Source organism: Pseudomonas sp. AC239, assembly GCF_979258545.1.
Genome location: NZ_OZ409864.1, coordinates 1,005,985 through 1,030,952, shown reverse-complemented (window position 1 = coordinate 1,030,952; position 24,968 = coordinate 1,005,985). Strand labels below are relative to the sequence as shown.

Genomic DNA, 24,968 nt, shown 5'->3' with positions numbered 1-24,968 from the left:
GCGCGTAGATGAGGATTTCCTTGCAGCAACGTCAGGCCCAGCGCGGCATGGTCTTGCTGGTCAGTCTGGTGTTTCTGCTGTTGCTCACGTTGATTGGCTTGTCGTCGATGCAGAGCGCCAACCTGCAAGAAAAAATGGCCGGCAGCGTCAGCTTGCGCAATCAATCCTTTCAGGCGGCCGAAGCGGCATTGCGTGTCGGTGAAAGCGCAGTGCAACTGGACAGTTACTCTTTGGCGGTGTGCAGCGGCACGACCCAATGTCTGCCGCCGGCGGAATCGTCATCGGTCAGCTCGGCAGGTTTCAATTCGACCTCCGGGGTGACCTGGATCGCTGCCGGTAATGGCTTTTATGGTGTGCAGAATATCGGCACGACCCTGACGGCGGTGAACGTGCCGAGCAACACTTCGGCGACGTTGTATCGAGTGACTGCGGTCGGCATCGCCGGCAATTCGCGTAGCGTGGTGGAGAGTGTCTATGCGAAGTATTGAACGCGGCGTGTCGCTGCTGATCGGCATGCTCCTGAGTTTCTATCTGGCGGCGCCGGCCTGGGCGTTCACGCCGTCCGATTCGCCATTGTTGAGCGCGGCTGCGGTGGCGCCAAACGTGATGCTGCTGATCGACGATTCAGGAAGCATGAACAGCATCATCTACGCCGCCGGATTTGACCCGACCGTCAACCGTACACCGGCCCGGCAGTGCAATGCCTTCCTTGGATTGTGCACTGCGCTCAATGCCCCCCAGATAACCGGCGACACGGTATTTTTATCGAGCCTGCCAACCTCCGGTTGCTCGGGAGGCGCTTATGCGTTTTACAACAACAGTGTGGCGCCGTTGTGCCTGAAATTGCCCGATCCCGTAGGCAACGAGAACACTCGTTATTCCGCCGATTACATTTCCTACATCGTCAGCCTGGCCAACAGCAACGGCACCCGCGACTTCACCACGGGGGCGATCCCCAACGATTACCGGATGAACGTCGCGCGCAACGTTTCCACTGCGTTGGTGAGCAGCAACCGCACCTTGCGCATGGGCCTGTCGACATTCAATCCGGCCACCAGCAGCAACCCGGGCAACGGCGGTTTCATCGCTCGCTCGATCACCGATTTGTCGCCGGTCACCGGCAGCGTGACCCAGGCCCAGGCAGATACCAACTACAACGCGCTGATTTCATCGATCAACGGATTGAACGCGGTGGCCAACACGCCCTTGGCCGAGAGCTATTACGAAGTCACGCGCTACATGCGCGGCCTGGCGCCTTACTACAACGGCACCCCGACGACCTATACCAGCCCCATCCAGTATCGCTGCCAGAAAAACTACGGCGTGGTGATTACCGATGGCTTGCCGACCTATGACCGTACCTTCCCGACCAACGATCCGCTTGGAGGCAGTCGATTACCGAACTGGGATGGCGTGAATAACGATGGCGACAACCTCAACGGTGACGGTGAAGGCGACACCCTTTATCTGGATGACATTGCCAAATTCGCCTTCGACATCGACATGCGCTCGACCGGCACCGACGCCGCCGGCAAGAGCTGGAACGCGGTGGATTTTCCGCGGCAGAACATGAATACCTACACTGTCGGGTTCGCTGCGGACAACGACATGTTGTCCGACGCCGCCAGTTATGGGCAGGGCAGGTATTACCAGGCGACCGACAGCTCCGGGCTCAATGCGGCGTTGTCGTCGGCATTGAGCGATATCACTTCCAAAGCCGGCTCCGGTGGCGCCGGTGCAGCCAGCAGCAGCACGTTGACCACTGGCAGCAGTTTCTACCAGACCACTTACGATCCCAAGGATTGGCGCGGCACGATCAGGTCGTTTGGCTTTACCTCGACCGGCACGGTAAATACCTCGGCGGCGCAATGGTCGACCGACACCACCATCGTGCCCTCCGCCACCGCGCCGACTTTCCAGTCATGGAACACCGTGAGCAATGCGCCGATAACCCTGGCATTCGGCAACTTTTCCCCGGCCCAGCAGACCACTCTGAATCAGGGCCTGCCTACCGGGATCAACGGTAATGATCTGGTGGAGTGGAGCAAAGGCACCAACAAGGCCGGGCTCAAAGTGCGCAGTGTGCTGCTCGGTGACATCATCAATTCGCCGCTGGTGCTTGCCTCGCCTGCAGACAAGACTGCGTCGGATCTGTCGGGCGATAGCAGTTACACCAACTACCTGACGACCAAGGCTGCGAACATGAATACCAGTCTGGTGGTGAACGCCAACGACGGCTTCGTCAATGTGATCAATTCGGCGAACGGCACGCGCCGTTATGCCTACATGCCTTCCAGCGTGCTGCCTTCCTTGCGGCTGATCGCGGATACGAACTACGTCAACGGCGTCAGCCACAAATTCCTGGTGGACGGTCAGGTCGGTGTGTTCGATGCGCAGGCCGGCACTGCCTGGAAAACTCTGGCCATTGGCGGGACGGGGGCCGGTGGCAAAACCTTCTATGGGCTGCAACTGTTCGATGCCTCGGCGGGTAACGTGATCAGAGCACTGTGGGAAATCAGTGCGCCGGTCACCGCCAACACGTCGAACGCGTTCAATGATCTGGGTTACGCCTACGCGCGTCCGGAAGTGGCACGCTTGGCCAATGGTCGCTGGGCGACATTCATCGCCAATGGTTACGGCAGCAACTCGGGGGTTGCGGCTTTGTATGTACTGGATGCAATGGATGGTTCGCTGATCAGGAAAATCGTCATCGATAGCACGGAAACCAGCAACGGTCTGTCATCGGTTGAACTCAGGGTCAACTCTTCGAACGTGGTACAGGCGGCGTACGGGGGAGACCTGAAAGGACGCATGTGGAAATTCGACTTGAGCGCGACGGCGCCGGAAAGCTGGGGCGTGGCGTTTGCCGGCAAGCCTCTGTTCACCGCGCCGGGCGGGGCAACGCAACCGATCACCGCGCAACCGCTGCTGGCGGATAACCCACAGGGCGGCAAACAGGTGTTTTTTGGCACCGGCAAGTTCAACGAGACTGCCGACAAGACCAACAAGGATCTGCAGGCGTTCTACTCGATCTGGGATGCAGAGGGTGGTGCCGGGCAAATCACCGTCAGCAGTTTGCAGTCGCAAACGATCACCGGTTCGTTCTCCGGCAGCTCCGGGCAGTTCCTGACCACTAGCCAGAATGAAACGACGTATCCGGGAGAAAAAGGCTGGTACCTGCCGCTGGTGTATAACAACGTGCTGACCGGCGAGCGCGTGATCAATCAGGCCAGTATTGTTTTGGGGCGAGTTGTTTTTACCACCGCCAGCGTCGATACCACCGACCCTTGTTCGAGCTTTGGTACGGGCCGACTCGTCGAACTCGATGCGTTCAACGGTAAGATGCTCAACTACGCCGTGATCGACACCACTGGCGACCGTTTGGTCGACAGCAATGACATGATATCCAGCGGCGTGATTTTTACCGGCGGCATTCCGACCCTGAACTTCATCTCCGCTAACGGCGAGCGCAAGGGCACGACTGACACCAGCGGCGCGGTCACGGTCATTGTGGAAAAAGGTGGCGGCGGCAGCCGTCGTATCATGTGGCGACAAATCCAGTAAGCGAGAATTTGAGGCATGCGCAGATCCAGCCGAGGTTTTACCCTGATCGAGATCATGATCGTCATTGCGATTATCGGGATCATCCTCACCATCAGCATCCCCAGCTACAACGAATACGTGAAGAAGGGCCGTCGCGCCGAAGTGGTCTCGCTACTCTCGGAGCAGGCGCAGACTCTTGAACGCTTCTACACCCGCAACAATGTCTACACCGGCGTCACCGGACTGAGCGCGGGCAATGATTTCTACACCATCACCCCAACGCTGACCGACCAGACCTTTGTGCTGACGGCGATTCGTAAAACCGGTACGGCCATGGCCACCGACAAGTGCGGGGATTTCACCCTGACCAACACCGGCGTGCGAAGCATGAACAACGCGACCACCGGAGTGACCGCCAAGGATTGCTGGGGCCGCTGACGCATTCTTTTTCGGGCGCCTTTTGCGCCCACTGTCTTTTTTACGGTTGGATCAAACATGACCAGGCAACAGCAAGTGGTGATTGTCGGTGGCGGAGTGATTGGCCTGCTCACCGCCTACAATCTCGCCTCCGAAGTGCGCAGCGTGGTGCTGCTGGATCGCTCGAATGTCGGCCAGGAGTCGTCCTGGGCTGGCGGCGGTATCGTGTCGCCGTTGTACCCGTGGCGCTACAGCCCGGCGGTCACCGCACTGGCGCATTGGTCGCAGGATTTTTATCCACAGCTCGGCGAGCGTTTGTTTGCCAGTATTGGCGTCGATCCTGAAGTGCACACCACCGGCCTGTACTGGCTGGACCTGGACGATGAAGCCGACGCACTGGCCTGGGCCGAGCGGGAAAACCGGCCGCTGCGGGCTGTGGATATCTCGGCGGCGCATGACGCGGTGCCGGTGCTCGGCAGCGGTTTCAGTCGGGCGATCTACATGGCCGATGTCGCCAATGTGCGCAATCCACGGCTGGTCAAATCGCTGAAAGCCGCGTTGCTGGCGCTGCCCAATGTCACGATTCATGAGCAATGCGAAGTTGGAGGCTTCGTCCGCGAGGGCGAGCGCGTGGTCGGCGTGCAGACTCCGACAGGCGTGATCAACGGCGACGATATTGTGCTGACGGCGGGAGCGTGGAGCGGTGATCTACTGAAGACGCTGGACCTGACGCTGCCGGTCGAGCCGGTCAAAGGCCAGATGATTCTCTACAAGTGCGCAGCTGATTTCCTGCCGAGCATGGTGCTGGCCAAGGGGCGTTATGCGATCCCGCGTCGCGACGGTCACATTCTGATCGGCAGCACGCTGGAGCACGAAGGTTACGACAAGACCCCAACCGATGCAGCGCTGGAAAGCCTAAAGGCCTCGGCGATCGAATTGTTGCCGGCGCTGGCGGATGCCGAAGTGGTCGGGCACTGGGCCGGACTGCGGCCGGGGTCGCCGGAAGGCATTCCCTTTATTGGCCGGGTGCCGGGGTTCGAGGGGTTGTGGCTGAACTGCGGGCATTACCGCAACGGGCTGGTGCTGGCGCCGGCGTCGTGTCAGTTGTTTGCTGACGTGATGCTGGGGCGGGCGCCGATTATTGATCCGGCGCCGTATGCGCCTGAGGGCCGGATTTAGTCAGAGGCTGGTAGACCGCCTTCGCGAGCAGGCTCGCTCTCACAGGAATACTCATTCCAAATGTGGGAGCGAGCCTGCTCGCGAAGGGGCCTTTAATCCAGGCCCAACTTCTTCAGCCGATAGCGCATCGACCGAAACGACAGACTCAACCGCTGCGCCGCCGCTGTGCGGTTCCAGCGGGTTTCCTCCAGCGCCTGCAAAATCAGTTTGCGCTCGACGCTCTCCAGATAATCCTCGAGATTGTCGATCTGCGTCAGGTCGGCCAATGCGCCATCCGCCGAGCAATTGCCTTCGCTCAAGCGCAGATCCTGCGCTTCGATCGTGCGGTTTTCACACAAGGTGTGCGCGCGCTCGAGGACGTTCTCCAGTTCGCGCACGTTGCCGGGAAAGCGATAGTTCTTCAGCGCCTCCAGCGCCTGCGGATGCAGGCGCGCTTCGGGTTGTCCGGTGTCTTTGGCCAAGCGTTTGAGCACGTGCATGGCAAGCGCCTCGATGTCGTCGCGGCGTTCGCGCAGGGACGGCACGCGCAGTTCGATGACGTTGAGCCGGTAATACAGATCCTGGCGGAAGCGTTCGGCCGAAACTTCTGCTTCAAGGTCTTTGTGCGTGGCACAAAGGATACGTACGTCGACCACTGTTTCCTGCTGGCCGCCGACGCTGCGCACGGCTTTTTCCTGAATCGCCCGCAGCAGCTTGACCTGCATCGACAGTGGCAGGTCGGCGACCTCATCGAGAAACAATGTGCCGCCGTGTGCCGCTTGAAACAGCCCCGGCTTGTCTTCGACGGCTCCAGTGAAACTGCCTTTGCGGTGGCCGAAAAACTCGCTTTCCATCAGCTCTGACGGAATCGCCCCGCAGTTCACCGGCACAAACGGCTGGCTGGCGCGCGGACCTTGTTCGTGGATCAAACGGGCGACCAGTTCTTTGCCGCTGCCGGATTCGCCGCTGATGTACACCGGCGCCTGGCTGCGTGCGAGCTTGTCGATCTGCTTGCGCAGATTGGCCATCGGCGGCGAGTCACCCAGCAGCCTTCGCTCGATCGCGGTGCTGAGCCCGCTCGCTGTCGGCATGCGCAGCGCCGAACTGACCAATTCACGCAATCGCGGCAGCTCCACCGGTTTGGTGAGGAAATCGAACGCGCCGGCTTTCAGCGCATTGATTGCGGTTTCGAGGCTGCCATACGCGGTGATCATCGCCACCGGAAGGTGCGGATCGCGTTGCTGGATGTGCTGCACCAGTTCCAGCCCGGTGCCGTCGGGCAGGCGCATGTCGGTCAGGCACAGATCAAAGTGCTCGCGCTGTAACAGCGCCCGCGCCTCGCCCATATTGCGTGCGCTGAAGGTCTCGAGTTTCATCCGTCCCAGGGTGATTTCCAGGAGCTCGCGGATATCCGGTTCGTCGTCGACGATAAGAATTTTTTGCCGTGGGCTTGTATTCAACTTTGTTTCCGTCCGTGAGCAAAGGTGATGCGAAAGCAGCCGCCGCCTTGGCGTGATTTGAAGTCTAGGCGTGCCTGGTTGCTTTCGCACAGCTCACGGGACAGATAAAGGCCAAGACCGGTGCCTTGGCTGCTGGTGGTGAAGAACGGCTCAAAGAGATGTGCCTGTTCGTCGGCCGACACGCCGGGGCCGTTGTCCTGCACTTCGAGGACTGACAACTGGCTGTCGGGGTCGACGAATAGTGCCAGCCAGACGTCGGCCTGCTCGTGCAATTGGGCACTGTGACGCCAGGCGTTGCGTATCAGATTGTCGAGAATCTGCCGCAGCTGGTTGGGGTCCATCAGCGTGGTGAAATCGCCGGAATTGATCCGCAGATGAATGTGCTGGCGCTCGTTGGCCTGCTCGCGGGTTTCGCCGACGAAGTTTTCCAGCCACGGCTTGAGGTCCAGGCGTTGCGGTGCGCTTTGCTGGCGCCGGGACAGTTGCAGGACGTTTTCGATGACTCGGTTCATGCGCTGGGAGTGGTCTTGAATAATCTGCGTCAGACGCCGATCGGCGCTATCGAGTTCCTCGGACTCGGCCAGCAACTGCGCGGCGTGACTGATGGCGCCCAGCGGATTGCGAATTTCATGGGAGATGCCGGCGGTCAAACGCCCGAGCGCAGCGAGCTTGAGTTGCTGCGCCTGTTGGGTGATTTGCGCCAGGTCTTCGAGAAACACCAGCGTCTGCTGGTTCGGACTCTGCTCAAGGGCGATGAAGCTGGGTTGCAGCTCAAGCCCATTGCCGGGGATTTTCAGGCTCTGCGGGCGCAAGGTCGGGTTGTTGCGCCACAGCTGCAGGCGATCGACTAGCGCGGGCGAATACTCGTCGATCAGATGTCCTTGCAGGTGGCTATGGGCGAGCAGGCTTTGTGCACTGTGATTGGCCAGTTGCACTCGGCGTTGTTCATCGAGCACCAGAATACCGGTGCGCATGCGTTGCAGGATCAACGCGTTGAGCGCCTCCAGGCTGACCACTTCGCTGGCGCGCCGTTCGGCCAGGGTCTCACTGACTTCCAGTCGGCGGATCAGCCCCTGCACCAGCAACGAGGCGGCAAAGCACAGTGCGCCGAGGGTGCCGGCTTGCAGGTAGGCGTTGGCGCTGAGGGGCTGGCTGAGACCCAGCAGAAAGCTCAGGCCGACAATGCCGATTGCCGCGATCGCGGCAATCAACAGGCCGATGCGCCTTCGCAGCAGCGTGTTGCTGATCGCCACCGAGACGACCAGCAAGTTGCCCAGCGCACTGGCCACGCCGCCGGCGGCGTAGAACAGGCCGCACAACAGCAGCACATCGACCAACGCTAAAGTGAACAGTTGCGCCGGGCGCCGGGTGTTTTCGAGGAACACCACCAGCAGCATGTTGATGATCAGGTACAGCCAGCTGCCGCCGCGCAGCAATTCGTCGTTGGCCGACGTCAGCAGGCGATTGTCCATGTTGCTGGAGATCAGCAGCACCAGGGTGATGCCAACACTCAAACGGTACAGATGATAAAGGCGCAGCAGACGCTGAGCCTGTTTTTGGTCGGTCTCAGCGACCACTGGCGCCCGGGCCTTGCTCAAGATGAGCCTGGCTGCAATACCACTGCTGTTGGTTGCCCAGCGCGCGGTCGCGAGGCAAATGCACGCCGCAGTGGGCGCAGCGCACCATCGGCGGCGCGTCCTGTTCGCGCGGCGAGCGGGTGGACGAGGCGGGGGCCTTGAATTTGCGCCAGAGCCAGATGGCGGCGAAGATCAGGGCAATCCAGAACAATAAACGAAGCATGATGAGCGGCTTTTCGACTGATGATCCGGCAGTTTAGCCAAGGACCCGATCAGCGCACAGCCAATTAAAGCGCGGCAATAAAAAAGGGAGATCCGCAGATCTCCCTTTTTCGTACCGCCGGTGTGATCAGTCGAACACGCCGAAGGTCATGTAGCTGAACCACGAGCGGTCGGTGTCGCTGGACTCCGGCTCTGGCTCTTCGATCACGTCGCCGTTTTCGTCCTTAGGCTTGAGCTCGTTCGGGATCGCATCTTTCGCGTCCTGGAACTGCTTCTGCACGTCCTGGTTGGCGCGGGTTTCGCCCGGCGGCAGCGGTGGACGCGATTCGATCAGGCCCAGAGTCGCCTTGCTCAGGAACGAACGGTTGTCGGCCTCGGCCACGCGTGGCACGAACTGGCCGTCCTGCAGGCTCGGGTGATCCGGGTAGTTGAGCTTGAGGGTTTCCAGACTGGTGGCCGCCAGATCGTCGAGATGCAGACGCTGGTAAGCCTCGGTCATCACCGCCAGGCCGTCGCCGACCGATGGGGTTTCCTGAAAGTTCTCGACCACGTACTTGCCACGGTTGGCAGCGGCTACGTAAGCCTGACGGGTCAGGTAGTAGTCAGCGACGTGGATTTCGTAGGCCGCCAGCAGGTTGCGCAGGTAGATCATGCGCTGCTTGGCGTCCGGCGCGTAGCGGCTGTTCGGGTAGCGGCTGGTCAGCTGCGCGAACTCGTTGTACGAGTCACGGGCGGCGCCCGGGTCACGCTTGGTCATGTCCAGCGGCAGGAAGCGCGCCAGCAGGCCGACGTCCTGGTCGAACGAGGTCAGACCCTTGAGGTAGTACGCGTAATCCACGTTCGGATGCTGCGGATGCAAACGAATGAAACGCTCGGCGGCAGACTTGGCAGCTTCCGGCTCGGCGTTCTTGTAGTTGGCGTAGATCAACTCCAGCTGAGCCTGATCGGCGTAGCGACCGAACGGATAACGCGACTCCAGAGCCTTCAGCTTGGCTGTGGCGCTGGTGTAGCTGTTGTTGTCCAGATCAGTCTGAGCCTGCTGATACAGCTCGGCTTCGCTGAGGTTTTCGTCTACGACTTCCTTCGATGAGCAAGCAGCGGTCAATGCGAGGATGGCGATCAGCAGCAGGTGTTTCACTTGCATGGCGGCTTGCGTCCCTATGACGGCCGCTGTCTTGGGCGGGGCCGTCCTGTTATGATGAGCGCCCCGTTGAAAAGCCTCGGGGCAAAAGACGCCGTATTTAACCACAAGCGCGCAGCCGAAACCAAAGGCTGTGCCGACGCCCAGTCCGAGCATGTCCGATAAAATAGAACTTCGCGCAGAGGTGCCGTCCGAATTGGGCGGCCAACGCCTCGATCAAGTCGCCGCCCAACTCTTCGCTGAGCACTCACGCTCGCGCCTTTCCGCCTGGATCAAAGAAGGCCGCCTGACTGTGGACGGGGCGGTGATCCGTCCGCGCGACATTGTGCATGGCGGTGCCGTCCTTGAGCTGACTGCCGAGCAGGAAGCCCAGGGCGAGTGGATCGCCCAGGACATCGAGCTCGACATCGTCTATGAAGACGACGACATCCTGGTGATCAACAAGCCTGCGGGCCTGGTGGTGCACCCGGCTGCCGGTCACGCCGATGGCACTCTGCTCAACGCTTTGTTGCACCATGTGCCGGACATCATCAATGTCCCGCGCGCCGGTATCGTGCATCGTCTGGACAAGGACACCACTGGTTTGATGGTGGTGGCCAAGACCATTCAGGCGCAGACCAAACTGGTTGCGCAGTTGCAGAGCCGCAGCGTTAGCCGCATCTATGAGTGCATCGTGATCGGCGTGGTCACCGCCGGTGGCAAGATCAACGCACCGATCGGTCGTCACGGTCAGCAACGCCAGCGCATGGCGGTGATGGAAGGCGGCAAGCCTGCCGTCAGCCACTACCGCGTGCTCGAACGCTTCCGTTCGCACACCCACGTGCGGGTGAAATTGGAAACCGGTCGGACCCACCAGATCCGCGTGCACATGGCGCACATCAACTTCCCGTTGGTCGGCGATCCGGCGTATGGCGGGCGTTTCCGCATTCCGCCAGCGGCCAATCCGACCATGGTCGAGTCGCTCAAGCACTTCCCGCGTCAGGCCCTGCACGCGCGCTTCCTCGAACTCGATCACCCGACGAGCGGTGAGCGCATGAGCTGGGAATCGCCGCTGCCGGAAGATTTCGTCTGGCTGCTGACCCTGCTCAAACAGGATCGCGAGGCCTTCGTCGGATGAACTGGCTGACGCCGGACTGGCCTGCGCCGGCCAGCGTCAGGGCCTGTGTAACCACCCGCGAGGGTGGTGTCAGCGAGGCGCCGTTCGACAGCCTGAATCTGGGCGATCACGTCGATGATTGCCCGCAAGCGGTGGCCGAAAACCGTCGTCGTTTGACCGATCACTTTTCCATACAGCCTGCCTGGTTGCAGCAAGTGCATGGGGTCACCGTTGCGCATGCTGATCCGGGCGTCGTTGCGACTGCAGATGCCAGTTGGACCGCAACGCCGGGTATCGCCTGCGCGGCGATGACGGCGGACTGCCTGCCGGCGTTGTTCTGCGATCGTGCGGGCACTCGCGTAGCAGCGGCCCATGCCGGTTGGCGTGGTCTGGCGGCGGGTGTGCTTGAAGCCACGCTCGACAGCCTCGATGTTGCACCTGAAGACGTGCTGGTCTGGCTCGGTCCGGCGATTGGCCCGCAAGCCTTTGAAGTCGGCGCGGAAGTACGCGAAGTCTTCGTCAAGCAGTTGCCGGAAGCGGCGACAGCCTTCGTGCCGAGCAGCAATGCCGGCAAGTTCATGGCTGACATCTATCAGCTGGCGCGCCTGCGTCTGGCTGAAAGCGGTGTTACCGCTGTTTATGGTGGCGGTTTCTGCACCGTGACCGATCTGCGCTTCTTCTCCTATCGCCGTGCGTCGCGCACTGGGCGCTTCGCCTCTCTCGTTTGGATCACCCGCTAGACTTGCCTGACCTGTATCAACCCTCCGACGCTTGAATCTTGCAGAATCGACCGCATCTATAGCGGTATCTGGCAGGTTTCTTTATTCAGGATGGTTTTTAGGTCCGGCCTGCTCAAAAGGAAGGTGACCCATGCGTATAGACCGTTTAACCAGCAAATTACAGTTGGCCTTGTCCGACGCTCAGTCGTTGGCGGTTGGCCACGATCATCCGGCCATCGAGCCGGCGCACTTGATGCAGGCCATGCTTGAACAGCAGGGCGGCTCGATCAAGCCGCTGCTGATGCAAGTAGGCTTCGACGTCAACAGCTTGCGTAAAGAGCTGACCAAAGAGCTCGATCAACTACCGAAAATCCAGAACCCGACCGGCGACGTCAACATGTCGCAGGATCTGGCGCGCCTGCTCAATCAGGCCGACCGTCTGGCTCAGCAGAAGGGAGACCAGTTCATCTCCAGCGAACTGGTGCTGCTAGCCGCGATGGACGAGAACAGCAAGCTCGGCAAGCTGCTGCTCGGCCAGGGCGTGAGCAAAAAAGCCCTGGAAAATGCGATCAACAACCTGCGTGGCGGCGAAGCGGTAAATGACGCCAACCACGAAGAGTCGCGGCAGGCGCTGGACAAGTACACCGTCGATCTGACCAAGCGCGCCGAAGACGGCAAGCTTGATCCGGTGATCGGCCGTGACGACGAAATTCGTCGCACCATTCAGGTTCTGCAGCGTCGCACCAAAAACAACCCGGTGCTGATCGGTGAGCCTGGCGTGGGTAAAACCGCGATCGCCGAAGGGCTGGCGCAGCGCATCATCAACGGCGAAGTGCCGGACGGCCTTAAAGGCAAGCGCCTGCTGTCGCTGGACATGGGTGCGTTGATTGCCGGCGCCAAGTATCGCGGCGAGTTCGAAGAGCGCCTGAAAGGCTTGCTCAACGAACTGTCGAAGCAGGAAGGGCAGATCATTCTGTTCATCGACGAACTGCACACCATGGTCGGCGCCGGTAAAGGCGAAGGCTCGATGGACGCCGGCAACATGCTCAAGCCAGCGTTGGCTCGCGGCGAGTTGCACTGCGTCGGCGCGACCACGCTCAACGAGTACCGCCAATATATTGAGAAGGATGCGGCGCTCGAGCGGCGTTTCCAGAAAGTCCTGGTGGATGAGCCGAGCGAAGAAGACACCATTGCGATCCTGCGGGGCCTTAAAGAGCGTTACGAGGTTCACCACAAGGTCGCGATCACCGACGGCGCGATCATCGCCGCGGCCAAGCTCAGCCATCGCTACATCACTGATCGGCAACTGCCGGACAAGGCCATCGACCTGATCGACGAGGCCGCCAGCCGTATCCGCATGGAAATCGACTCCAAACCGGAAGTGCTCGATCGTCTGGAGCGGCGCCTGATTCAGCTGAAGGTGGAATCCCAGGCACTGAAGAAAGAAAGTGACGACGCAGCGAAGAAACGCCTGGAAAAGCTCCAGGAAGAAATCGAGCGTCACGAGCGTGAGTATTCCGATCTGGAAGAAATCTGGAACTCGGAAAAAGCCGAGGTGCAGGGTTCTGCGCAGATTCAGCAGAAGATCGAGCAATCGCGTCAGGAGCTGGAAGCTGCGCGCCGCAAAGGCGACCTGAATCGCATGGCCGAGTTGCAGTACGGGGTGATCCCGGATCTGGAGCGCAGCCTGCAGATGGTCGACCAGCACGGCAAGAGCGAAAACCAGTTGCTGCGCAGCAAGGTGACCGAGGAAGAGATTGCCGAAGTCGTGTCGAAGTGGACCGGTATCCCGGTGTCGAAAATGCTTGAAGGCGAGCGCGACAAGCTGATGAAGATGGAAAGCCTGTTGCACAAGCGGGTGATCGGTCAGGAAGAAGCGGTCGTGGCCGTGGCCAACGCCGTGCGGCGTTCTCGCGCCGGGTTGTCCGACCCGAATCGTCCGAGCGGCTCGTTCATGTTCCTCGGCCCGACCGGTGTCGGTAAAACCGAGCTGTGCAAGGCCTTGGCCGAGTTCCTCTTCGATACCGAAGAGGCGATGGTACGGATCGACATGTCCGAGTTCATGGAGAAACATTCCGTGGCTCGTCTGATCGGCGCGCCACCAGGCTACGTCGGTTATGAAGAGGGCGGTTATCTGACCGAAGCGGTGCGTCGCAAGCCGTACTCGGTGATCCTCATGGACGAAGTCGAGAAGGCCCATCCGGATGTGTTCAACATCCTTCTGCAAGTGCTTGAGGATGGCCGGCTGACCGACAGTCACGGGCGTACGGTGGACTTCCGCAACACGGTGATCGTGATGACGTCCAACCTGGGATCGATGCAGATCCAGGAACTGGTCGGTGATCGTGAGGCGCAGCGCGCTGCGGTGATGGACGCGCTGACGTCGCACTTCCGTCCGGAGTTCATCAACCGGGTCGACGAGGTGGTGATCTTCGAGCCGCTGGCGCGGGATCAGATCGCCGGGATTACCGAGATCCAGTTGGGTCGTCTGCGCAGTCGTCTGGCCGAGCGCGAGCTGAAGCTGGAGCTGAGCCCGGAAGCGATGGACAAGCTGATCGCGGTCGGTTACGACCCGGTGTATGGCGCACGTCCTCTGAAACGGGCGATCCAGCGCTGGATCGAAAACCCGCTGGCGCAGTTGATCCTGTCGGGTCATTTCATGCCTGGCGACACCGCCACCGGCAAGGTCGAGAACGACGAAATCGTTTTCGGCTAAGCCTTGGCGGCAATGAAACCGGGAAGGCCTCGCAATGCGAGGCCTTTTTTTCGCCAGGCTGTTGAACTCAAAGGAAAAGGCTTGTAAAGTGCGCCCCGCAGTCAGTCACCGGCAGCGTTTCAACCCACTGGGTTGGAATCTGAAATAAGTTGCAAATCATTAACTTGAAAGCAATTTAGGGGGTTGACAGAGGTGTTCTAGGTTGTAGAATAGCGCGCCTCAGACACACGAACGCAGCGATGCGAACGGGTGGCGAGATGCAACAAAGCTTCACCGTTGTAAATTGAAATATGTAGTTCCGTGATAGCTCAGTCGGTAGAGCAAATGACTGTTAATCATTGGGTCCCAGGTTCGAGTCCTGGTCACGGAGCCAATTTCAAACCGGGGTATAGCGCAGTCCGGTAGCGCGCCTGCTTTGGGAGCAGGATGTCAGGAGTTCGAATCCCCTTACCCCGACCATATTTGGGTCGTTAGCTCAGTTGGTAGAGCAGTTGGCTTTTAACCAATTGGTCGTAGGTTCGAATCCCACACGACCCACCATTTTTGAAACCAGTTTGCGCTGGGATCGAATCTTAAGATCAGAGGCCAAAAGCGCTGATCGAAGAAGGCGATCTTTGAAAGGTCGCCTTTTTTTTACCGGGGTATAGCGCAGTCCGGTAGCGCGCCTGCTTTGGGAGCAGGATGTCAGGAGTTCGAATCCCCTTACCCCGACCATATTGAAAATCCTCGTATCGAAAGATACGGGGATTTTTTTTGCCTGCCGAAAGCGGAATCGCTTCAAGTCGTCATACAACCTGCCGATAGCCCGCTAACACGAGGGGACTGCCAACGCTTCGCCCCTTGAACCTGGCCATTACAAGAATAAGGGCGTTCGTCATGTTGCTTCGTCAGTTGAATATTGCTCCCCGGGCTGCCCTGGGATTTGCCCTGATCGCGGTGTTGGTGGCCTTGCTCGGCGTGTTTGCGCTAGGGCAGATGTCGAGCATCCGCGACAGTGAGGTGGCGGTGGAGAACCGCTGGTTGCCGAGCATCCGTGGCGGCGACGAGATCCGTGAACTGATGCTGCGCATCCGCACTATCTCCCTGCGCATGGCGCTCGATCAGGATCCGGCCAACATCGCCACCTATCGCGGCCAGATGGACACCCGCGACAAGGAGCTGAGCGAGAAGATCGCCGCCTACGACAAACTGGTCGACACTGCCGAAGGCCAGCAGCTGTACGACCAGTTCAAGAAAACCTTCGCTGCGTACCGCACTGGCATTGCCCAGTCATTCACCCTCGCCGAGCAGGGCAAGCGTGACGAGCTGACCAAATTGCTGTTGGTCGATATGAAGACTGTGGTCGACGGCTCCGGCAAGCAACTCAACGATCTCGCCGATCTGTTCGCCCGCCAGGTCGCTGCCGAAAGCGAGAAGTCCGCCGCGCATTATGAAACCTCGCGCACCATCGTTACTCTTTTCATTGCCTTGGCAGCGCTGGCTACGGTGGCGCTGGCGATGTTGCTCACGCGCAGTATCGTGCGCCCCCTGAGCAGCGCTGTGGAGGCCGCTGAAAGTGTCGCCAAGGGCGATCTGACCCGACCGATCGAAACCCATGGCAATGACGAAGTCAGCCGCTTGCTCAAGGCCTTGGCGACGATGCAACAGAACCTGCGCGAGACCCTGCAAGGTATCAGCGGCTCAGCCACACAACTGGCCACTGCCGCTGACGAACTGAGCGCCGTCACCGTCGACAGCACCCAAGGCCTGCAAGAGCAGAACAACGAAATCGAGCAAGCCGCCACTGCGGTCAACCAGATGACCGCTGCGGTGGAGGAGGTCGCGCGCAACGCGGTGTCGACCTCCGATGCCACGCGCCAGTCCAGTCAGTCGGCGCAATTGGGCCAGGAGCGCGTCAGCGAAACCGCCAGCGCGATCAATGCGCTGGCCAGCGATGTGCAGAACACCGGTGAACTGGTGCAGTCGCTGGCCAATCAGTCGCAGGACATCGGCAAGGTTCTGGACGTGATTCGCGCCATCGCCGAGCAGACCAATCTGCTGGCGCTCAATGCTGCCATTGAAGCGGCACGTGCGGGTGAAAGCGGTCGCGGTTTTGCGGTAGTGGCCGATGAGGTACGCGCGCTGGCGTATCGCACCCAGCAATCGACGCAGGAAATCGAGCAGATGGTGCAAGGCATGCGCAGCGGTTCGAGCCAGGCGCTGGAGTCAATGCAGGCCAGCGCATCTCGTGCGGCGAGCACTTTGGTTCTGGCCGAGCGGGCGGGCGAGGCGCTGGTGACGATTACGGCGTCGGTGCACGAGATTCACGAGCGCAACCTGGTGATCGCCAGCGCTGCCGAGGAGCAGGCGCAGGTGGCGCGGGAAGTGGATCGAAATCTGGTGAATATCCGCGACCTGTCGGTGCGTTCCGCTGCCGGGGCCGATCAGACCAGTGCCTCGAGCCACGAGCTGTCGCAACTGGCCAATGCCCTGCAGGGCATGGTGCGACGCTTCCAGCTGTGATCGACAGTCAATAAAAAGCCCCGCGCGATGCGGGGTTTGGAATAAAGATCAAAGGTGGGAGCGAGCCTGCTCGCGAATGCGCCGGATCTTCGAGCAGCACGAAAACCTGTGGGAGCCGGGCTTGCCCGCGATAGCGGTGGGTCAGGCAACAGAAATATCAACTGATCCGGCGCCATCGCTGGCAAGCCAGCTCCCACAGATGTTGGCCTTAGTGCAGTTTCAGACGCGGTTCGGTGCCGCGGCCAATCTTGCTGCCCAACATCAGCATCGCCGTGCGAAACGGCCCGTACAGCGCCATCTGGTGCATGCGGTACAGCGACACATAGAACATCCGCGCCAGCCAGCCTTCGAGCATCACGCTGCCGGTCAGGTTGCCCATCAAGTTACCCACAGCAGAAAAACGCGACAGCGAGATCAGCGAGCCGTAGTCGGTGTATTTGTACTCCGGCAGGGTCTTGCCTTCGATGCGCAGTTTCAGCGACTTGGCCAGCAACGAGGCTTGTTGATGCGCCGCTTGTGCCCGTGGCGGCACGTTGCGATCGGTGCCCGGTTGCGGGCAGGCCGCGCAGTCACCGAAGGCAAAGATGTTTTCGTCGCGAGTGGTTTGCAGAGTCGGCAGCACTTGCAGCTGATTGATGCGGTTGGTTTCCAGACCGTCGATGTCCTTGAGGAAACCCGGTGCGCGGATGCCGGCAGCCCAGACTTTCAGGCTGGCCTTGATCTCGTTGCCATCGGCGGTGATCAGGCTGTCGGCAGTCACTTCGCTGACTGCTGCGTTGGTCATCACATTGACCCCGAGCTTCTCCAGGGTCTTGTGCACCGGCCCGCTGATGCGCTCCGGCAGGGCAGGCAGCACCCGTGGGCCGGCTTCGATCAGCGTGATGTGCATGTTTTCCGGTTTGATCCGGTCCAGGCCATAAGCCGCCAGTTCATGCGCCGCGTTGTGCAATTCTGCCGCCAACTCAACGCCTGTAGCGCCAGCGCCGACGATGGCCACGCTGATCTGCTCGACCACATCGGTCTGACCGGCGTGGGCGCGCAGATAATGATTGAGCAATTGCTGATGGAAGCGCTCGGCCTGTTTGCGCGTATCGAGGAACAGGCAATGCTGCGCCGCGCCCTGGGTGCCGAAATCGTTGGTGGTGCTGCCGACGCTGATCACCAGCGAGTCATAAGCCACTTCACGCGCCGGCACCAGCTCGACGCCGTTTTCGTCGTATGTTGCGGCCAACTGGATTTTTTTCTGCGCGCGATCAAGTCCGCTCATGCGCCCGAGCTGGAACTCGAAGTGGTTCCATTTCGCCTGGGCAACATAGTTGAGTTCGTCTTCAGAAGAGTTCAGGGAGCCGGCGGCCACTTCGTGCAGCAGCGGTTTCCAGATGTGGGTCAGGTTCGCGTCGACCAGCATCACGCTGGCCGTGCCGCGCTTGCCCAGGGTCTTACCCAGACGGGTAGCCAACTCCAGACCGCCGGCGCCGCCGCCGACAATGACAATACGATGGGACATAGGGATAACTCGCAAGGTTTTTAAAGGAAATCTTTGTCGTCACCCAAGCGAGCGCGATGCAGCTCATAGCGTCAGGTAACTGATAAATCGGCTCAACAGGCCCAGACCAATGGTCACTGCCAGCACCAGCACCAGGAGCATCCACGGCCGGAAAGGCCGGCGCTCGACACGGTGTTGCGACAGTTGCAGGTACTCTTCGACATGCTTTTGGTCTTCGGGGTTCAGGCGGCTGGTCATATTTGCCTCGTCAGGTAGACGTTACTGAATGAGCACAGGCTACAGCGGTTTCAGCCCGGGTTGAAGGCAGCGTAGCCGCTGTCCGGAACCGGTTCGACGCACACGCTATCGTCGAGGCGAATGATGCCGCTTTGTAACACCCGGGCGGTGATCCCGCCATGCCCGCGCACGGCCTGGAAAGTGCCCGGGCCAAGATTGTTCTGCAAGCGTGCGCAGGGCTGACACCAGCCAGTGGTTTCGAGTATCGCTTGCCCGATGCGAAAGCGCCGCCCCTTCAGGCTAAACAAATTGATTCCGCTTATAACGAGATTGCGCCGCAGATCTTCAGGCCGGATCGGCTGGTCATCGGGACGGCCTATCAATGCGTTGATTACCGCCAGGTGCTCCCACTGAATCAGCGTCACCTGTCGCGCATTGCGAATGCCCGGGCGGGCGTGGTCGCCGGTGAGCCCGGCTTCCAGCCGCGCCTCGACCGCGTCGAGCTCAAGCATCGGCCCACGGGATTCTGGACGCACGCCGATCCAGCGCACACGACCGGTTTGCGGAACCTCGGCGATCAGTTGCTGCAGCGGCGTCACAGGCTGATGCCCACGTCGAACACAATGCTGCGGCCGAGGTTGCTGCGAAGAAAGTCCGGTGCGTCGGGATGGGCGAACAGCACGCGGGCGAACGTCGGGCCGACCAGCGACAGCGAGCGCCAGCCCTGACGCAGATATTCGGTCGGTGGCGGGAAATGACTGTTGAGATCCAGCACTTCGCGCTTGAGGCTGGCGAAGGCGATGATATCCAGCTCACCCAGATCCATGCCGCGCTCCTTGTAGTTGTGCGCCTTCTTGCGCAGGGTCGGCGCCAGACGCAGGAGAAATTCATTGGCCGGGATGCGTTTGGGCTTGGCTTCGCGGCGCACCAATTGGCTCAGGGAAAACGCGCTGCGCCGACGCTGCAATTCGTCGCGCCACTCGTCATTGAGACGGCGGCCTTCATCGAGGACGAAAAAAACTTCGAAATTGGCATCGCGGAACAACACGTCCGGCGGTTCACCCGCAGGGGCGAACTCATCGGCGCGGTAGGGGATGTTCAAGCCTTGCAGCAGGCGCTGGCAGACCCAACGCTCACGCTCCCATTTGCGGGCATTGGACAGGAACGCATTGGCTTGCTCGGCCGCGATGGTCAGCAGGCGTAAATAATCTGAATCATCCATAAGCCCAAGCTTAGCGTCCAAATGCGACAAGCAGAAAGCTTTGCATCGGCTGGTGCACATACATCGGCGGTGTAGACTGCGACAAAGCGGTAAGCCCATGGAGAAGGTGAGGGAATCATGATCGGTGCCGAACTGCTGTCCTCGGCAAGCCTGACGCTCGGCTGGCTGATTTATCTGCCGGTGCTGCTCTGGGCGATCATGCGTGCGCCATGGGTCGAGCTGTTCAGCGACAGTCGCCGGCAGCACTTGCTGTTCGGCACGGTGTTCGCGCTGTTTCTGCTGTGGCTGGTGCGCAGAGATTTCGATACCGGCGTGTCCTATCACTTCATCGGCATGACGGCGGTCACGTTGCTGCTCGATTGGCCGCTGGCGGTCGTCGGCGGGCTGGTTGCGCAGATTGGCCTGGTGCTTTTGGGGCGTCAGGATCTGGCTGCGGTGGGCGTCAATGGCGCGTTGCTGATTCTGCTGCCAGTGCTGATCACCGAATGCGTGGCGATTCTGGTCGAGCGTGCGCAGCCACGAAATCCGTTCGTTTACATTTTCTGTTCCGGTTTCTTCGCCGCTGCGTTGTCCGGCCTGTTGTGCCTGATCCTCAGCCTGACGCTGCTGTGGTACGACGGCCTCTTCGCCATGCCGGAATGGCTGGAAGATTTCGTCGGCTATCTGTGGTTGCTGCTGTTTCCCGAGGCCTTTATCAACGGCATGGTTGTCAGCGCGTTGGTGGTGTTTTGCCCGGAATGGCTGGAGACCTTCAACCGCACCCGTTACCTTTCGGCGCCGTGGAAGGACGACGATCCGAAGTCTTGATCCACTCCGAACCGCCATCCTCGCGGGCATTACGCAACCTGATCAGCGATCAATGACGCGGATCGAAATCGCCGGAAAACAATTCGTCTTCGGCATCCGGTGCGACCGGAATCTTGTGCTCCTCCGACGCCCAGGCGCCGAGGTCGATCAGTTTGCAGCGGTCGGAGCAGAACGGACGGAATTTGTTTGCCGGGGTGAATTCGACAGGGGCGCCGCAGGTCGGGCATTCAACGGTTGGAATCTGGCTCATGCTTGGCCTCCAGATAAAGTCAGATAAAAGTGATGCAGACGCTCGACCTCGCTGTGCAGCCAGGCGAGATTGCGGTCATTGACGATAACGTCGTCGGCACGGCTCACGCGGTCTTCACGGCTCGATTGCGCCTTGAGGATCGCCTGCACCTGCGCTTCGCTGGTCTGGTCACGCTGCAAGGTGCGTTCGATCTGCAGTTGTTGCGGCGCATCGATGACCAGAATGCGCTGAGTCATCGCGTATTGCCCGGACTCGATCAGCAGCGGTGAAACCAGAATCGCGTAAGGCGATTTTGCCTGCGCCAGGTGATGAGCGATTTCCTCGCCGATCAACGGATGCAACAGCGCTTCGAGCCAACGTCGCTGTTCCGGGTCTTCAAAAATCAGTTTGCGCAGGGCGGCACGGTTCAGCGTGCCATCGGCCTGCAATACGCCAGAACCGAAGTGCTCGGCGATTTTCGCCAGCGCCGGACGCCCCGGTTCGACTACCCAGCGCGCCGCATGATCGGCATCCACCACATGCACACCGAGATCGATGAAGTGCTGCGCCGCTGCACTCTTGCCGCTGCCGATGCCGCCGGTCAGGCCGAGGATCCAGGGTTTTTCCACAGGGTTATTCATTTCAAACCGACAGACTGCCAATATAAGTCGGTTATTTGACCACCCCAGAGCAAGGCAATCCAGCCGGCAATTGCCAGAAAGGGTCCGAAGGGGATCGGCGTCGAGGTTGCATGGGCGCGCAGACGCAGCATGACGACGCCCAAAATCGCCCCAACCAACGATGACAACAAAATCGTCAACGGCAGAATCTGCCAGCCACCCCACGCGCCGAGCAAGGCCAGCAGTTTGAAGTCGCCATGACCAATGCCGTCCTTGCCGGTGAGCAGTTTGAACAGCCAGAACACCGACCACAGCGCCAGATAACCCGCGACCGCGCCCCACAACGCATCGGGCAACGCCACGAACACGCCGAAGCTGTTGACGATCAGCCCCAGCCACAGCAGCGGCAGCACCAGTACATCGGGCAGCAGCTGATGTTCGCAGTCGATCAGACTCATCGCCAGCAAGCCCCACGTCAGCAAGATCAGCAACCCCGCCGGCCAGCCGAAGCCCAGATGCCAGGCGATGAACGCAGAAAGCAGGCCGCAGGCGAGTTCAGTCAGCGGGTAACGTTTGCTGATCGGCGCCGCACAGGCCGAGCAGCGCCCGCGCAGGTACAGATAACTGAGCAGCGGAATGTTTTCCCACGGGCGGATCCGGTGTCCGCAATGGGGGCACGCGGAGTGCGGCAGCATCAGGTTGTAGGTCGGCACCGGCGTTTCAGTGGGCAGGCCGAGCACATCATGGGCTTGCTGGCGCCAGTCGCGCTCGAGCATTTTCGGCAGGCGCCAGACCACAACATTGAGGAAGCTGCCGACCACCAGCCCGAGCAGCAGCGCGCTGACCACAAAGACCAGCGGATACACGGCAAACAGTTCTTCTATAGGCATGTCAGATCGCTGAGCCGAGTTGGAAGATCGGCAGGTACATGGCCACCACCAGTCCACCGACGATGACCCCCAGCACCACCATGATGAACGGCTCCATCAGGCTGGTGAGGTTGTCGACCATGTTATCGACTTCCGCCTCATAAAAACCGGCGACCTTGTCGAGCATGTCATCCAGCGCGCCCGATTCCTCGCCGATGGCGGTCATCTGCACCGCCATGTTCGGAAACACACCGGTGCTGCGCATCGAAAAATTCAGCTGCATGCCGGTCGAGACGTCTTGCCGCACGCGCAGCACCGCGCGCTTGAACACCACGTTGCCGGTGGCACCGGCGACCGAATCCAGCGCCTCCACCAACGGCACTCCGGCGGCGAAAGTGGTCGACAGGGTGCGGGCAAAACGTGCGACGGCGGACTTGTACATCAAGGTCCCCACCAGCGGCAGCTTCAGCAGCCAGGCATCGCGCCGGTCGCGCAGCGCTTGTGAAGTTTTCAATGCGTGGCGAAGGCCGAAAAAGGCTGCCACCAGGGCAAAAAGAATCGCCCACCACCACTGCTGCATGAACTCCGACAGGCTGATGATCATCAGGGTGAAGCCCGGTAACTCGGCGCCGAAGCCGGAAAACACCGACTGGAACTGCGGCACCACTTTGACCAGCAGAATGCCGGTCACCACCGCCGCCACCAGCACCACGGCGGTGGGGTAAGTCATGGCTTTTTTGATCTTGGCCTTGAGCGCTTCGCTTTTTTCCTTATAAGTCGCGACCCGTTCGAGCAAGGTGTCGAGGGCGCCGGACTGTTCGCCGGCGTCGACCAGATTGCAGTACAACTCGTCGAAGTATTGCGGTTTCTTGCGCAGGGCGGTGGCGAAGCTGTTACCGGCGGCAACTTCCTGTTTGACCTCATCGACCAGTTTGCGCATGGCCGGGTTTTCGAAGCCTTCGCCGATGATGTCGAAGGACTGCAACAGCGGTACACCGGCCTTCATCATCGTTGCCATCTGCCGGGTGAACAGGGCGATGTCCTGCGGTTTGATACGTTTGCCCAAGCTCAGCAGGGAAGCGGATTTCTTGCGCACCTTGCCCGGGTTGATCCCTTGTTTGCGCAGCTGCGCCTTGATCAGTGCGGGGTTCTGCCCGCTCAACTCGCCCGTGACCTTGCTGCCTTTGCGGTCCGTGCCTTCCCAGGCGTAAACGCTGACTTTCGCTGCCTTGACCGCCATGTTCAATCCTTGGTGACCCGGTTGATTTCCTCAAGGCTGGTGATGCCTTGCATGGCCTTGTGCAGCCCGGAAGTGCGCAGATCGGCGAAGCCGTCGCGACGCATCTGGATGTCGATTTCCAGCGAATTGCCTTCGGCCATGATCAGCCGTTGCAGGTCCGGTGTGTTCTTCACCACTTCATAAATCCCCACGCGTCCTTTGTAACCGCCATTGCAATGATCGCAACCGACCGGCTCGTAGATCGTGAAATGACCGATGCGTTCCTCGGAAAAGCCTTCCTTGAGCAAGGTTTCGTGCGGGATCTCCAGCGGCCGCTTGCAGTGTGCGCACAATTTGCGCGCCAGGCGCTGGGCGATGATCAGGCTGACCGAGGTGGCAATGTTGAAACCGGGAATGCCCATGTTGTGCAGGCGCGTGAGGGTTTCCGCCGCGCTGTTGGTATGCAGGGTCGACAGCACCAGGTGGCCGGTCTGCGCAGCCTTGATCGCGATCTCGGCGGTTTCCAGGTCGCGGATCTCACCGACCATGATCACGTCCGGGTCCTGACGCAGAAACGAACGCAGCGCCTGGGCAAAGTCCAGCCCCTGGCGGGGATTGACGTTGACCTGGTTGATGCCTTCCATGTTGATTTCCACCGGATCTTCGGCGGTGGAAATGTTGATGTCGACGGTGTTGAGAATGTTCAGCCCGGTGTACAGCGACACGGTTTTACCGGAGCCGGTGGGGCCGGTGACCAGAATCATTCCTTGCGGCTGTTTCAGCGCGGCGAGGTACAAGGCCTTTTGTTCTACCTCGTAACCCAAGGCGTCGATGCCCATTTGCGCACTGGACGGGTCGAGAATCCGGATCACCACTTTTTCGCCCCACAGGGTCGGCAGGGTGTTGACGCGGAAATCGATGGATTTGCTTTTCGACAGGCGCATCTTGATCCGCCCGTCCTGCGGTTTGCGCCGTTCGGAAATATCCAGACTAGCCATCACCTTCAGGCGAGCGGCAATGCGCCCGGCCAACTGGATCGGCGGCTTGGCCACCTCGCGCAGCATGCCGTCGGTGCGCATGCGCACCCGATAGTTTTTTTCGTAGGGTTCGAAATGCAGGTCGGAGGAGCCGCTCTTGATCGCATCGAGCAGCATCTTGTGCACGAAACGCACGACCGGGGCGTCGTCGGCATCGAGGCCGCCGATCACGTCCTGTTTGCTGTCATCGATGGACTCGACGTCGAGCCCGTCGAGATCGACATCGGCCATGTCTTCCAGACCCGAGGCGTGGCTGTCGAAGAACTTGTCGATGGCGTCGCTGAGCTTGTCGTCCTCGACCAGAATCGCTTCGGTGCTCAGGCCGGTGCTGAACTGGATGTCGCTGATCGCCTGCTGATTGCTCGGGTCGGATAGGCCTACGAACAGTTTGTTGCCGCGCCGCCACAGGGGCAGGGCGCAATGCTGGCGAACCAGTTTTTCGCTGACCAGCCCCTTGGGCTGGGTCTCCTTGTCGAGGCAGTTGAGATCGAGCAGGGCCATGCCGAAGTGTTCCGAAGCGATCTCGGCGATCTGTCGACTGTTGACCAGTTTGTTGTGCACCAGATAATTCACCAGCGACACGCGATTGCGCTGGGCCTGTGCCCAGGATTGCCGGGCGCTTGTTTCCGTTAGCAACTCGGCCTGGACCAATTGCTTGGCCAGACCGCTCAGAGCGATGTCATTCATGGGG

22 protein-coding genes and 4 tRNA genes are annotated in these 24,968 nt (G+C 60.3%); 13 read left to right on the top strand and 13 right to left on the bottom strand.

What is annotated here, in order from left to right; genetic code table 11:
- Nucleotides 1-8 precede the first annotated feature (8 nt).
- The 4 genes from ACZ0AZ_RS04735 to thiO are packed head-to-tail and all read left to right on the top strand — an operon-like array spanning nt 9 to nt 5,139.
- Nucleotides 9-488 carry a pilus assembly PilX family protein gene (locus tag ACZ0AZ_RS04735; protein WP_129999803.1) on the top strand — a complete coding sequence of 160 codons (480 nt, stop codon included), beginning with the start codon at nt 9-11 and terminating at the stop codon, nt 486-488.
- Entirely contained in the window at nt 475-3,564 is a 3,090-nt protein-coding gene (locus ACZ0AZ_RS04730) for a pilus assembly protein (protein WP_129999804.1), read from the top strand. The genes ACZ0AZ_RS04735 and ACZ0AZ_RS04730 overlap by 14 nt, the downstream gene beginning before the upstream one ends.
- Before the next feature lie 15 nt (nt 3,565-3,579).
- The gene (locus ACZ0AZ_RS04725; protein ID WP_129999805.1) at nt 3,580-3,981 is read left to right on the top strand and encodes a type IV pilin protein; all 402 of its coding nucleotides are present in this window, start codon (nt 3,580-3,582) and stop codon (nt 3,979-3,981) included.
- 57 nt (nt 3,982-4,038) lie between these two features.
- Nucleotides 4,039-5,139 carry a glycine oxidase ThiO gene (gene thiO, locus ACZ0AZ_RS04720; protein ID WP_463537012.1) on the top strand — a complete coding sequence of 367 codons (1,101 nt, stop codon included), beginning with the start codon at nt 4,039-4,041 and terminating at the stop codon, nt 5,137-5,139.
- Between the two features lie 92 nt (nt 5,140-5,231).
- Here the strand turns inward: thiO and ACZ0AZ_RS04715 are convergent, their stop codons facing one another.
- The 4 genes from ACZ0AZ_RS04715 to ACZ0AZ_RS04700 form a co-directional block, all read right to left on the bottom strand.
- Nucleotides 5,232-6,578, bottom strand: a complete 1,347-nt coding sequence (locus ACZ0AZ_RS04715) for a sigma-54-dependent transcriptional regulator (RefSeq protein WP_039761667.1) — start codon at nt 6,576-6,578, stop codon at nt 5,232-5,234.
- Nucleotides 6,575-8,176 carry a sensor histidine kinase gene (locus tag ACZ0AZ_RS04710; protein ID WP_372339878.1) on the bottom strand — a complete coding sequence of 534 codons (1,602 nt, stop codon included), beginning with the start codon at nt 8,174-8,176 and terminating at the stop codon, nt 6,575-6,577. Before ACZ0AZ_RS04710 ends, ACZ0AZ_RS04715 begins: the two co-directional genes overlap by 4 nt.
- Entirely contained in the window at nt 8,145-8,378 is a 234-nt protein-coding gene (locus tag ACZ0AZ_RS04705; RefSeq protein ID WP_039761661.1) for a PP0621 family protein, read from the bottom strand. Before ACZ0AZ_RS04705 ends, ACZ0AZ_RS04710 begins: the two co-directional genes overlap by 32 nt.
- Nucleotides 8,379-8,504: 126 nt before the next feature.
- The gene (locus ACZ0AZ_RS04700) at nt 8,505-9,521 is read right to left on the bottom strand and encodes an outer membrane protein assembly factor BamD (RefSeq protein WP_016773139.1); all 1,017 of its coding nucleotides are present in this window, start codon (nt 9,519-9,521) and stop codon (nt 8,505-8,507) included.
- Nucleotides 9,522-9,672: 151 nt separating this feature from the next.
- Here ACZ0AZ_RS04700 and rluD point away from each other — a divergent pair, with 151 nt between their 5' ends.
- The 8 genes from rluD to ACZ0AZ_RS04660 all read left to right on the top strand — a co-directional run bounded on the left by rluD (nt 9,673) and on the right by ACZ0AZ_RS04660 (nt 16,551).
- A complete protein-coding gene (gene rluD, locus ACZ0AZ_RS04695; protein ID WP_016773140.1) occupies nt 9,673-10,635 on the top strand; it encodes a 23S rRNA pseudouridine(1911/1915/1917) synthase RluD in 963 nt (320 codons plus the stop codon).
- Entirely contained in the window at nt 10,632-11,354 is a 723-nt protein-coding gene (gene pgeF, locus ACZ0AZ_RS04690) for a peptidoglycan editing factor PgeF (protein ID WP_039761658.1), read from the top strand. The genes rluD and pgeF overlap by 4 nt, the downstream gene beginning before the upstream one ends.
- Nucleotides 11,355-11,484: 130 nt before the next feature.
- Nucleotides 11,485-14,049 (top strand): ATP-dependent chaperone ClpB, encoded by a 2,565-nt coding sequence (clpB, locus tag ACZ0AZ_RS04685; protein WP_016773142.1) that lies wholly within the window; start codon nt 11,485-11,487, stop codon nt 14,047-14,049.
- Nucleotides 14,050-14,346: 297 nt separating this feature from the next.
- Nucleotides 14,347-14,422 (top strand) — tRNA-Asn (locus ACZ0AZ_RS04680).
- 9 nt (nt 14,423-14,431) lie between these two features.
- Nucleotides 14,432-14,508: transfer RNA gene (locus ACZ0AZ_RS04675), tRNA-Pro, on the top strand.
- Nucleotides 14,509-14,513: 5 nt separating this feature from the next.
- Nucleotides 14,514-14,589 (top strand) — tRNA-Lys (locus ACZ0AZ_RS04670).
- Between the two features lie 97 nt (nt 14,590-14,686).
- Nucleotides 14,687-14,763 (top strand) — tRNA-Pro (locus ACZ0AZ_RS04665).
- Between the two features lie 162 nt (nt 14,764-14,925).
- A complete protein-coding gene (locus tag ACZ0AZ_RS04660; RefSeq protein WP_039761656.1) occupies nt 14,926-16,551 on the top strand; it encodes a methyl-accepting chemotaxis protein in 1,626 nt (541 codons plus the stop codon).
- Nucleotides 16,552-16,759: 208 nt separating this feature from the next.
- Here the strand turns inward: ACZ0AZ_RS04660 and ACZ0AZ_RS04655 are convergent, their stop codons facing one another.
- From ACZ0AZ_RS04655 to ACZ0AZ_RS04640, 4 genes are all read right to left on the bottom strand, one after another.
- Nucleotides 16,760-18,058, bottom strand: coding sequence for an NAD(P)/FAD-dependent oxidoreductase (locus ACZ0AZ_RS04655; protein WP_016773144.1), 1,299 nt, complete (start codon nt 18,056-18,058; stop codon nt 16,760-16,762).
- A 63-nt stretch (nt 18,059-18,121) separates the two neighbouring features.
- Nucleotides 18,122-18,295 (bottom strand): DUF3094 domain-containing protein, encoded by a 174-nt coding sequence (locus tag ACZ0AZ_RS04650; RefSeq protein ID WP_007909875.1) that lies wholly within the window; start codon nt 18,293-18,295, stop codon nt 18,122-18,124.
- 50 nt (nt 18,296-18,345) lie between these two features.
- Complete coding sequence (locus tag ACZ0AZ_RS04645) at nt 18,346-18,873, bottom strand: MOSC domain-containing protein (protein WP_039761652.1); 528 nt, start codon at nt 18,871-18,873, stop codon at nt 18,346-18,348.
- Complete coding sequence (locus ACZ0AZ_RS04640) at nt 18,870-19,496, bottom strand: DUF1780 domain-containing protein (RefSeq protein WP_007909887.1); 627 nt, start codon at nt 19,494-19,496, stop codon at nt 18,870-18,872. The genes ACZ0AZ_RS04645 and ACZ0AZ_RS04640 overlap by 4 nt, the downstream gene beginning before the upstream one ends.
- 117 nt (nt 19,497-19,613) lie before the next feature.
- On the opposite strand from ACZ0AZ_RS04640, the gene ACZ0AZ_RS04635 reads away from it, so the two are divergent.
- Nucleotides 19,614-20,303 carry an energy-coupling factor ABC transporter permease gene (locus ACZ0AZ_RS04635; protein ID WP_039761646.1) on the top strand — a complete coding sequence of 230 codons (690 nt, stop codon included), beginning with the start codon at nt 19,614-19,616 and terminating at the stop codon, nt 20,301-20,303.
- A 49-nt stretch (nt 20,304-20,352) separates the two neighbouring features.
- Here the strand turns inward: ACZ0AZ_RS04635 and yacG are convergent, their stop codons facing one another.
- The 5 genes from yacG to pilB are packed head-to-tail and all read right to left on the bottom strand — an operon-like array spanning nt 20,353 to nt 24,964.
- Nucleotides 20,353-20,553 carry a DNA gyrase inhibitor YacG gene (gene yacG, locus ACZ0AZ_RS04630; RefSeq protein WP_016773149.1) on the bottom strand — a complete coding sequence of 67 codons (201 nt, stop codon included), beginning with the start codon at nt 20,551-20,553 and terminating at the stop codon, nt 20,353-20,355.
- Nucleotides 20,550-21,173, bottom strand: coding sequence for a dephospho-CoA kinase (coaE, locus tag ACZ0AZ_RS04625; RefSeq protein ID WP_039761644.1), 624 nt, complete (start codon nt 21,171-21,173; stop codon nt 20,550-20,552). The genes yacG and coaE overlap by 4 nt, the downstream gene beginning before the upstream one ends.
- Nucleotides 21,170-22,042 (bottom strand): prepilin peptidase, encoded by an 873-nt coding sequence (locus ACZ0AZ_RS04620; RefSeq protein ID WP_463537010.1) that lies wholly within the window; start codon nt 22,040-22,042, stop codon nt 21,170-21,172. Before ACZ0AZ_RS04620 ends, coaE begins: the two co-directional genes overlap by 4 nt.
- 1 nt (nt 22,043) lies before the next feature.
- Nucleotides 22,044-23,261 carry a type II secretion system F family protein gene (locus ACZ0AZ_RS04615; protein ID WP_129999811.1) on the bottom strand — a complete coding sequence of 406 codons (1,218 nt, stop codon included), beginning with the start codon at nt 23,259-23,261 and terminating at the stop codon, nt 22,044-22,046.
- A 2-nt stretch (nt 23,262-23,263) separates the two neighbouring features.
- Nucleotides 23,264-24,964: a type IV-A pilus assembly ATPase PilB gene (gene pilB / locus ACZ0AZ_RS04610; RefSeq protein ID WP_039761639.1), complete on the bottom strand. Its 1,701-nt coding sequence runs from the start codon at nt 24,962-24,964 to the stop codon at nt 23,264-23,266.
- Between the last annotated feature and the right edge of the window lie 4 nt (nt 24,965-24,968).

Bases quoted from the DNA above. Each gene is read 5' to 3' on its own strand.
- ACZ0AZ_RS04735 (WP_129999803.1), top strand. From the start codon at position 9: ATGAGGATTTCCTTGCAGCAACGTCAGGCCCAGCGCGGCATGGTCTTG.
- ACZ0AZ_RS04730 (WP_129999804.1), top strand. From the start codon at position 475: ATGCGAAGTATTGAACGCGGCGTGTCGCTGCTGATCGGCATGCTCCTG.
- ACZ0AZ_RS04725 (WP_129999805.1), top strand. From the start codon at position 3,580: ATGCGCAGATCCAGCCGAGGTTTTACCCTGATCGAGATCATGATCGTC.
- thiO (WP_463537012.1), top strand. From the start codon at position 4,039: ATGACCAGGCAACAGCAAGTGGTGATTGTCGGTGGCGGAGTGATTGGC.
- ACZ0AZ_RS04705 (WP_039761661.1), bottom strand. From the start codon at position 8,378: ATGCTTCGTTTATTGTTCTGGATTGCCCTGATCTTCGCCGCCATCTGG.
- ACZ0AZ_RS04700 (WP_016773139.1), bottom strand. From the start codon at position 9,521: ATGCAAGTGAAACACCTGCTGCTGATCGCCATCCTCGCATTGACCGCT.
- rluD (WP_016773140.1), top strand. From the start codon at position 9,673: ATGTCCGATAAAATAGAACTTCGCGCAGAGGTGCCGTCCGAATTGGGC.
- pgeF (WP_039761658.1), top strand. From the start codon at position 10,632: ATGAACTGGCTGACGCCGGACTGGCCTGCGCCGGCCAGCGTCAGGGCC.
- clpB (WP_016773142.1), top strand. From the start codon at position 11,485: ATGCGTATAGACCGTTTAACCAGCAAATTACAGTTGGCCTTGTCCGAC.
- ACZ0AZ_RS04660 (WP_039761656.1), top strand. From the start codon at position 14,926: ATGTTGCTTCGTCAGTTGAATATTGCTCCCCGGGCTGCCCTGGGATTT.
- ACZ0AZ_RS04655 (WP_016773144.1), bottom strand. From the start codon at position 18,058: ATGTCCCATCGTATTGTCATTGTCGGCGGCGGCGCCGGCGGTCTGGAG.
- ACZ0AZ_RS04650 (WP_007909875.1), bottom strand. From the start codon at position 18,295: ATGACCAGCCGCCTGAACCCCGAAGACCAAAAGCATGTCGAAGAGTAC.
- ACZ0AZ_RS04640 (WP_007909887.1), bottom strand. From the start codon at position 19,496: ATGGATGATTCAGATTATTTACGCCTGCTGACCATCGCGGCCGAGCAA.
- ACZ0AZ_RS04635 (WP_039761646.1), top strand. From the start codon at position 19,614: ATGATCGGTGCCGAACTGCTGTCCTCGGCAAGCCTGACGCTCGGCTGG.
- yacG (WP_016773149.1), bottom strand. From the start codon at position 20,553: ATGAGCCAGATTCCAACCGTTGAATGCCCGACCTGCGGCGCCCCTGTC.
- coaE (WP_039761644.1), bottom strand. From the start codon at position 21,173: ATGAATAACCCTGTGGAAAAACCCTGGATCCTCGGCCTGACCGGCGGC.
- ACZ0AZ_RS04620 (WP_463537010.1), bottom strand. From the start codon at position 22,042: ATGCCTATAGAAGAACTGTTTGCCGTGTATCCGCTGGTCTTTGTGGTC.
- ACZ0AZ_RS04615 (WP_129999811.1), bottom strand. From the start codon at position 23,261: ATGGCGGTCAAGGCAGCGAAAGTCAGCGTTTACGCCTGGGAAGGCACG.
- pilB (WP_039761639.1), bottom strand. From the start codon at position 24,964: ATGAATGACATCGCTCTGAGCGGTCTGGCCAAGCAATTGGTCCAGGCC.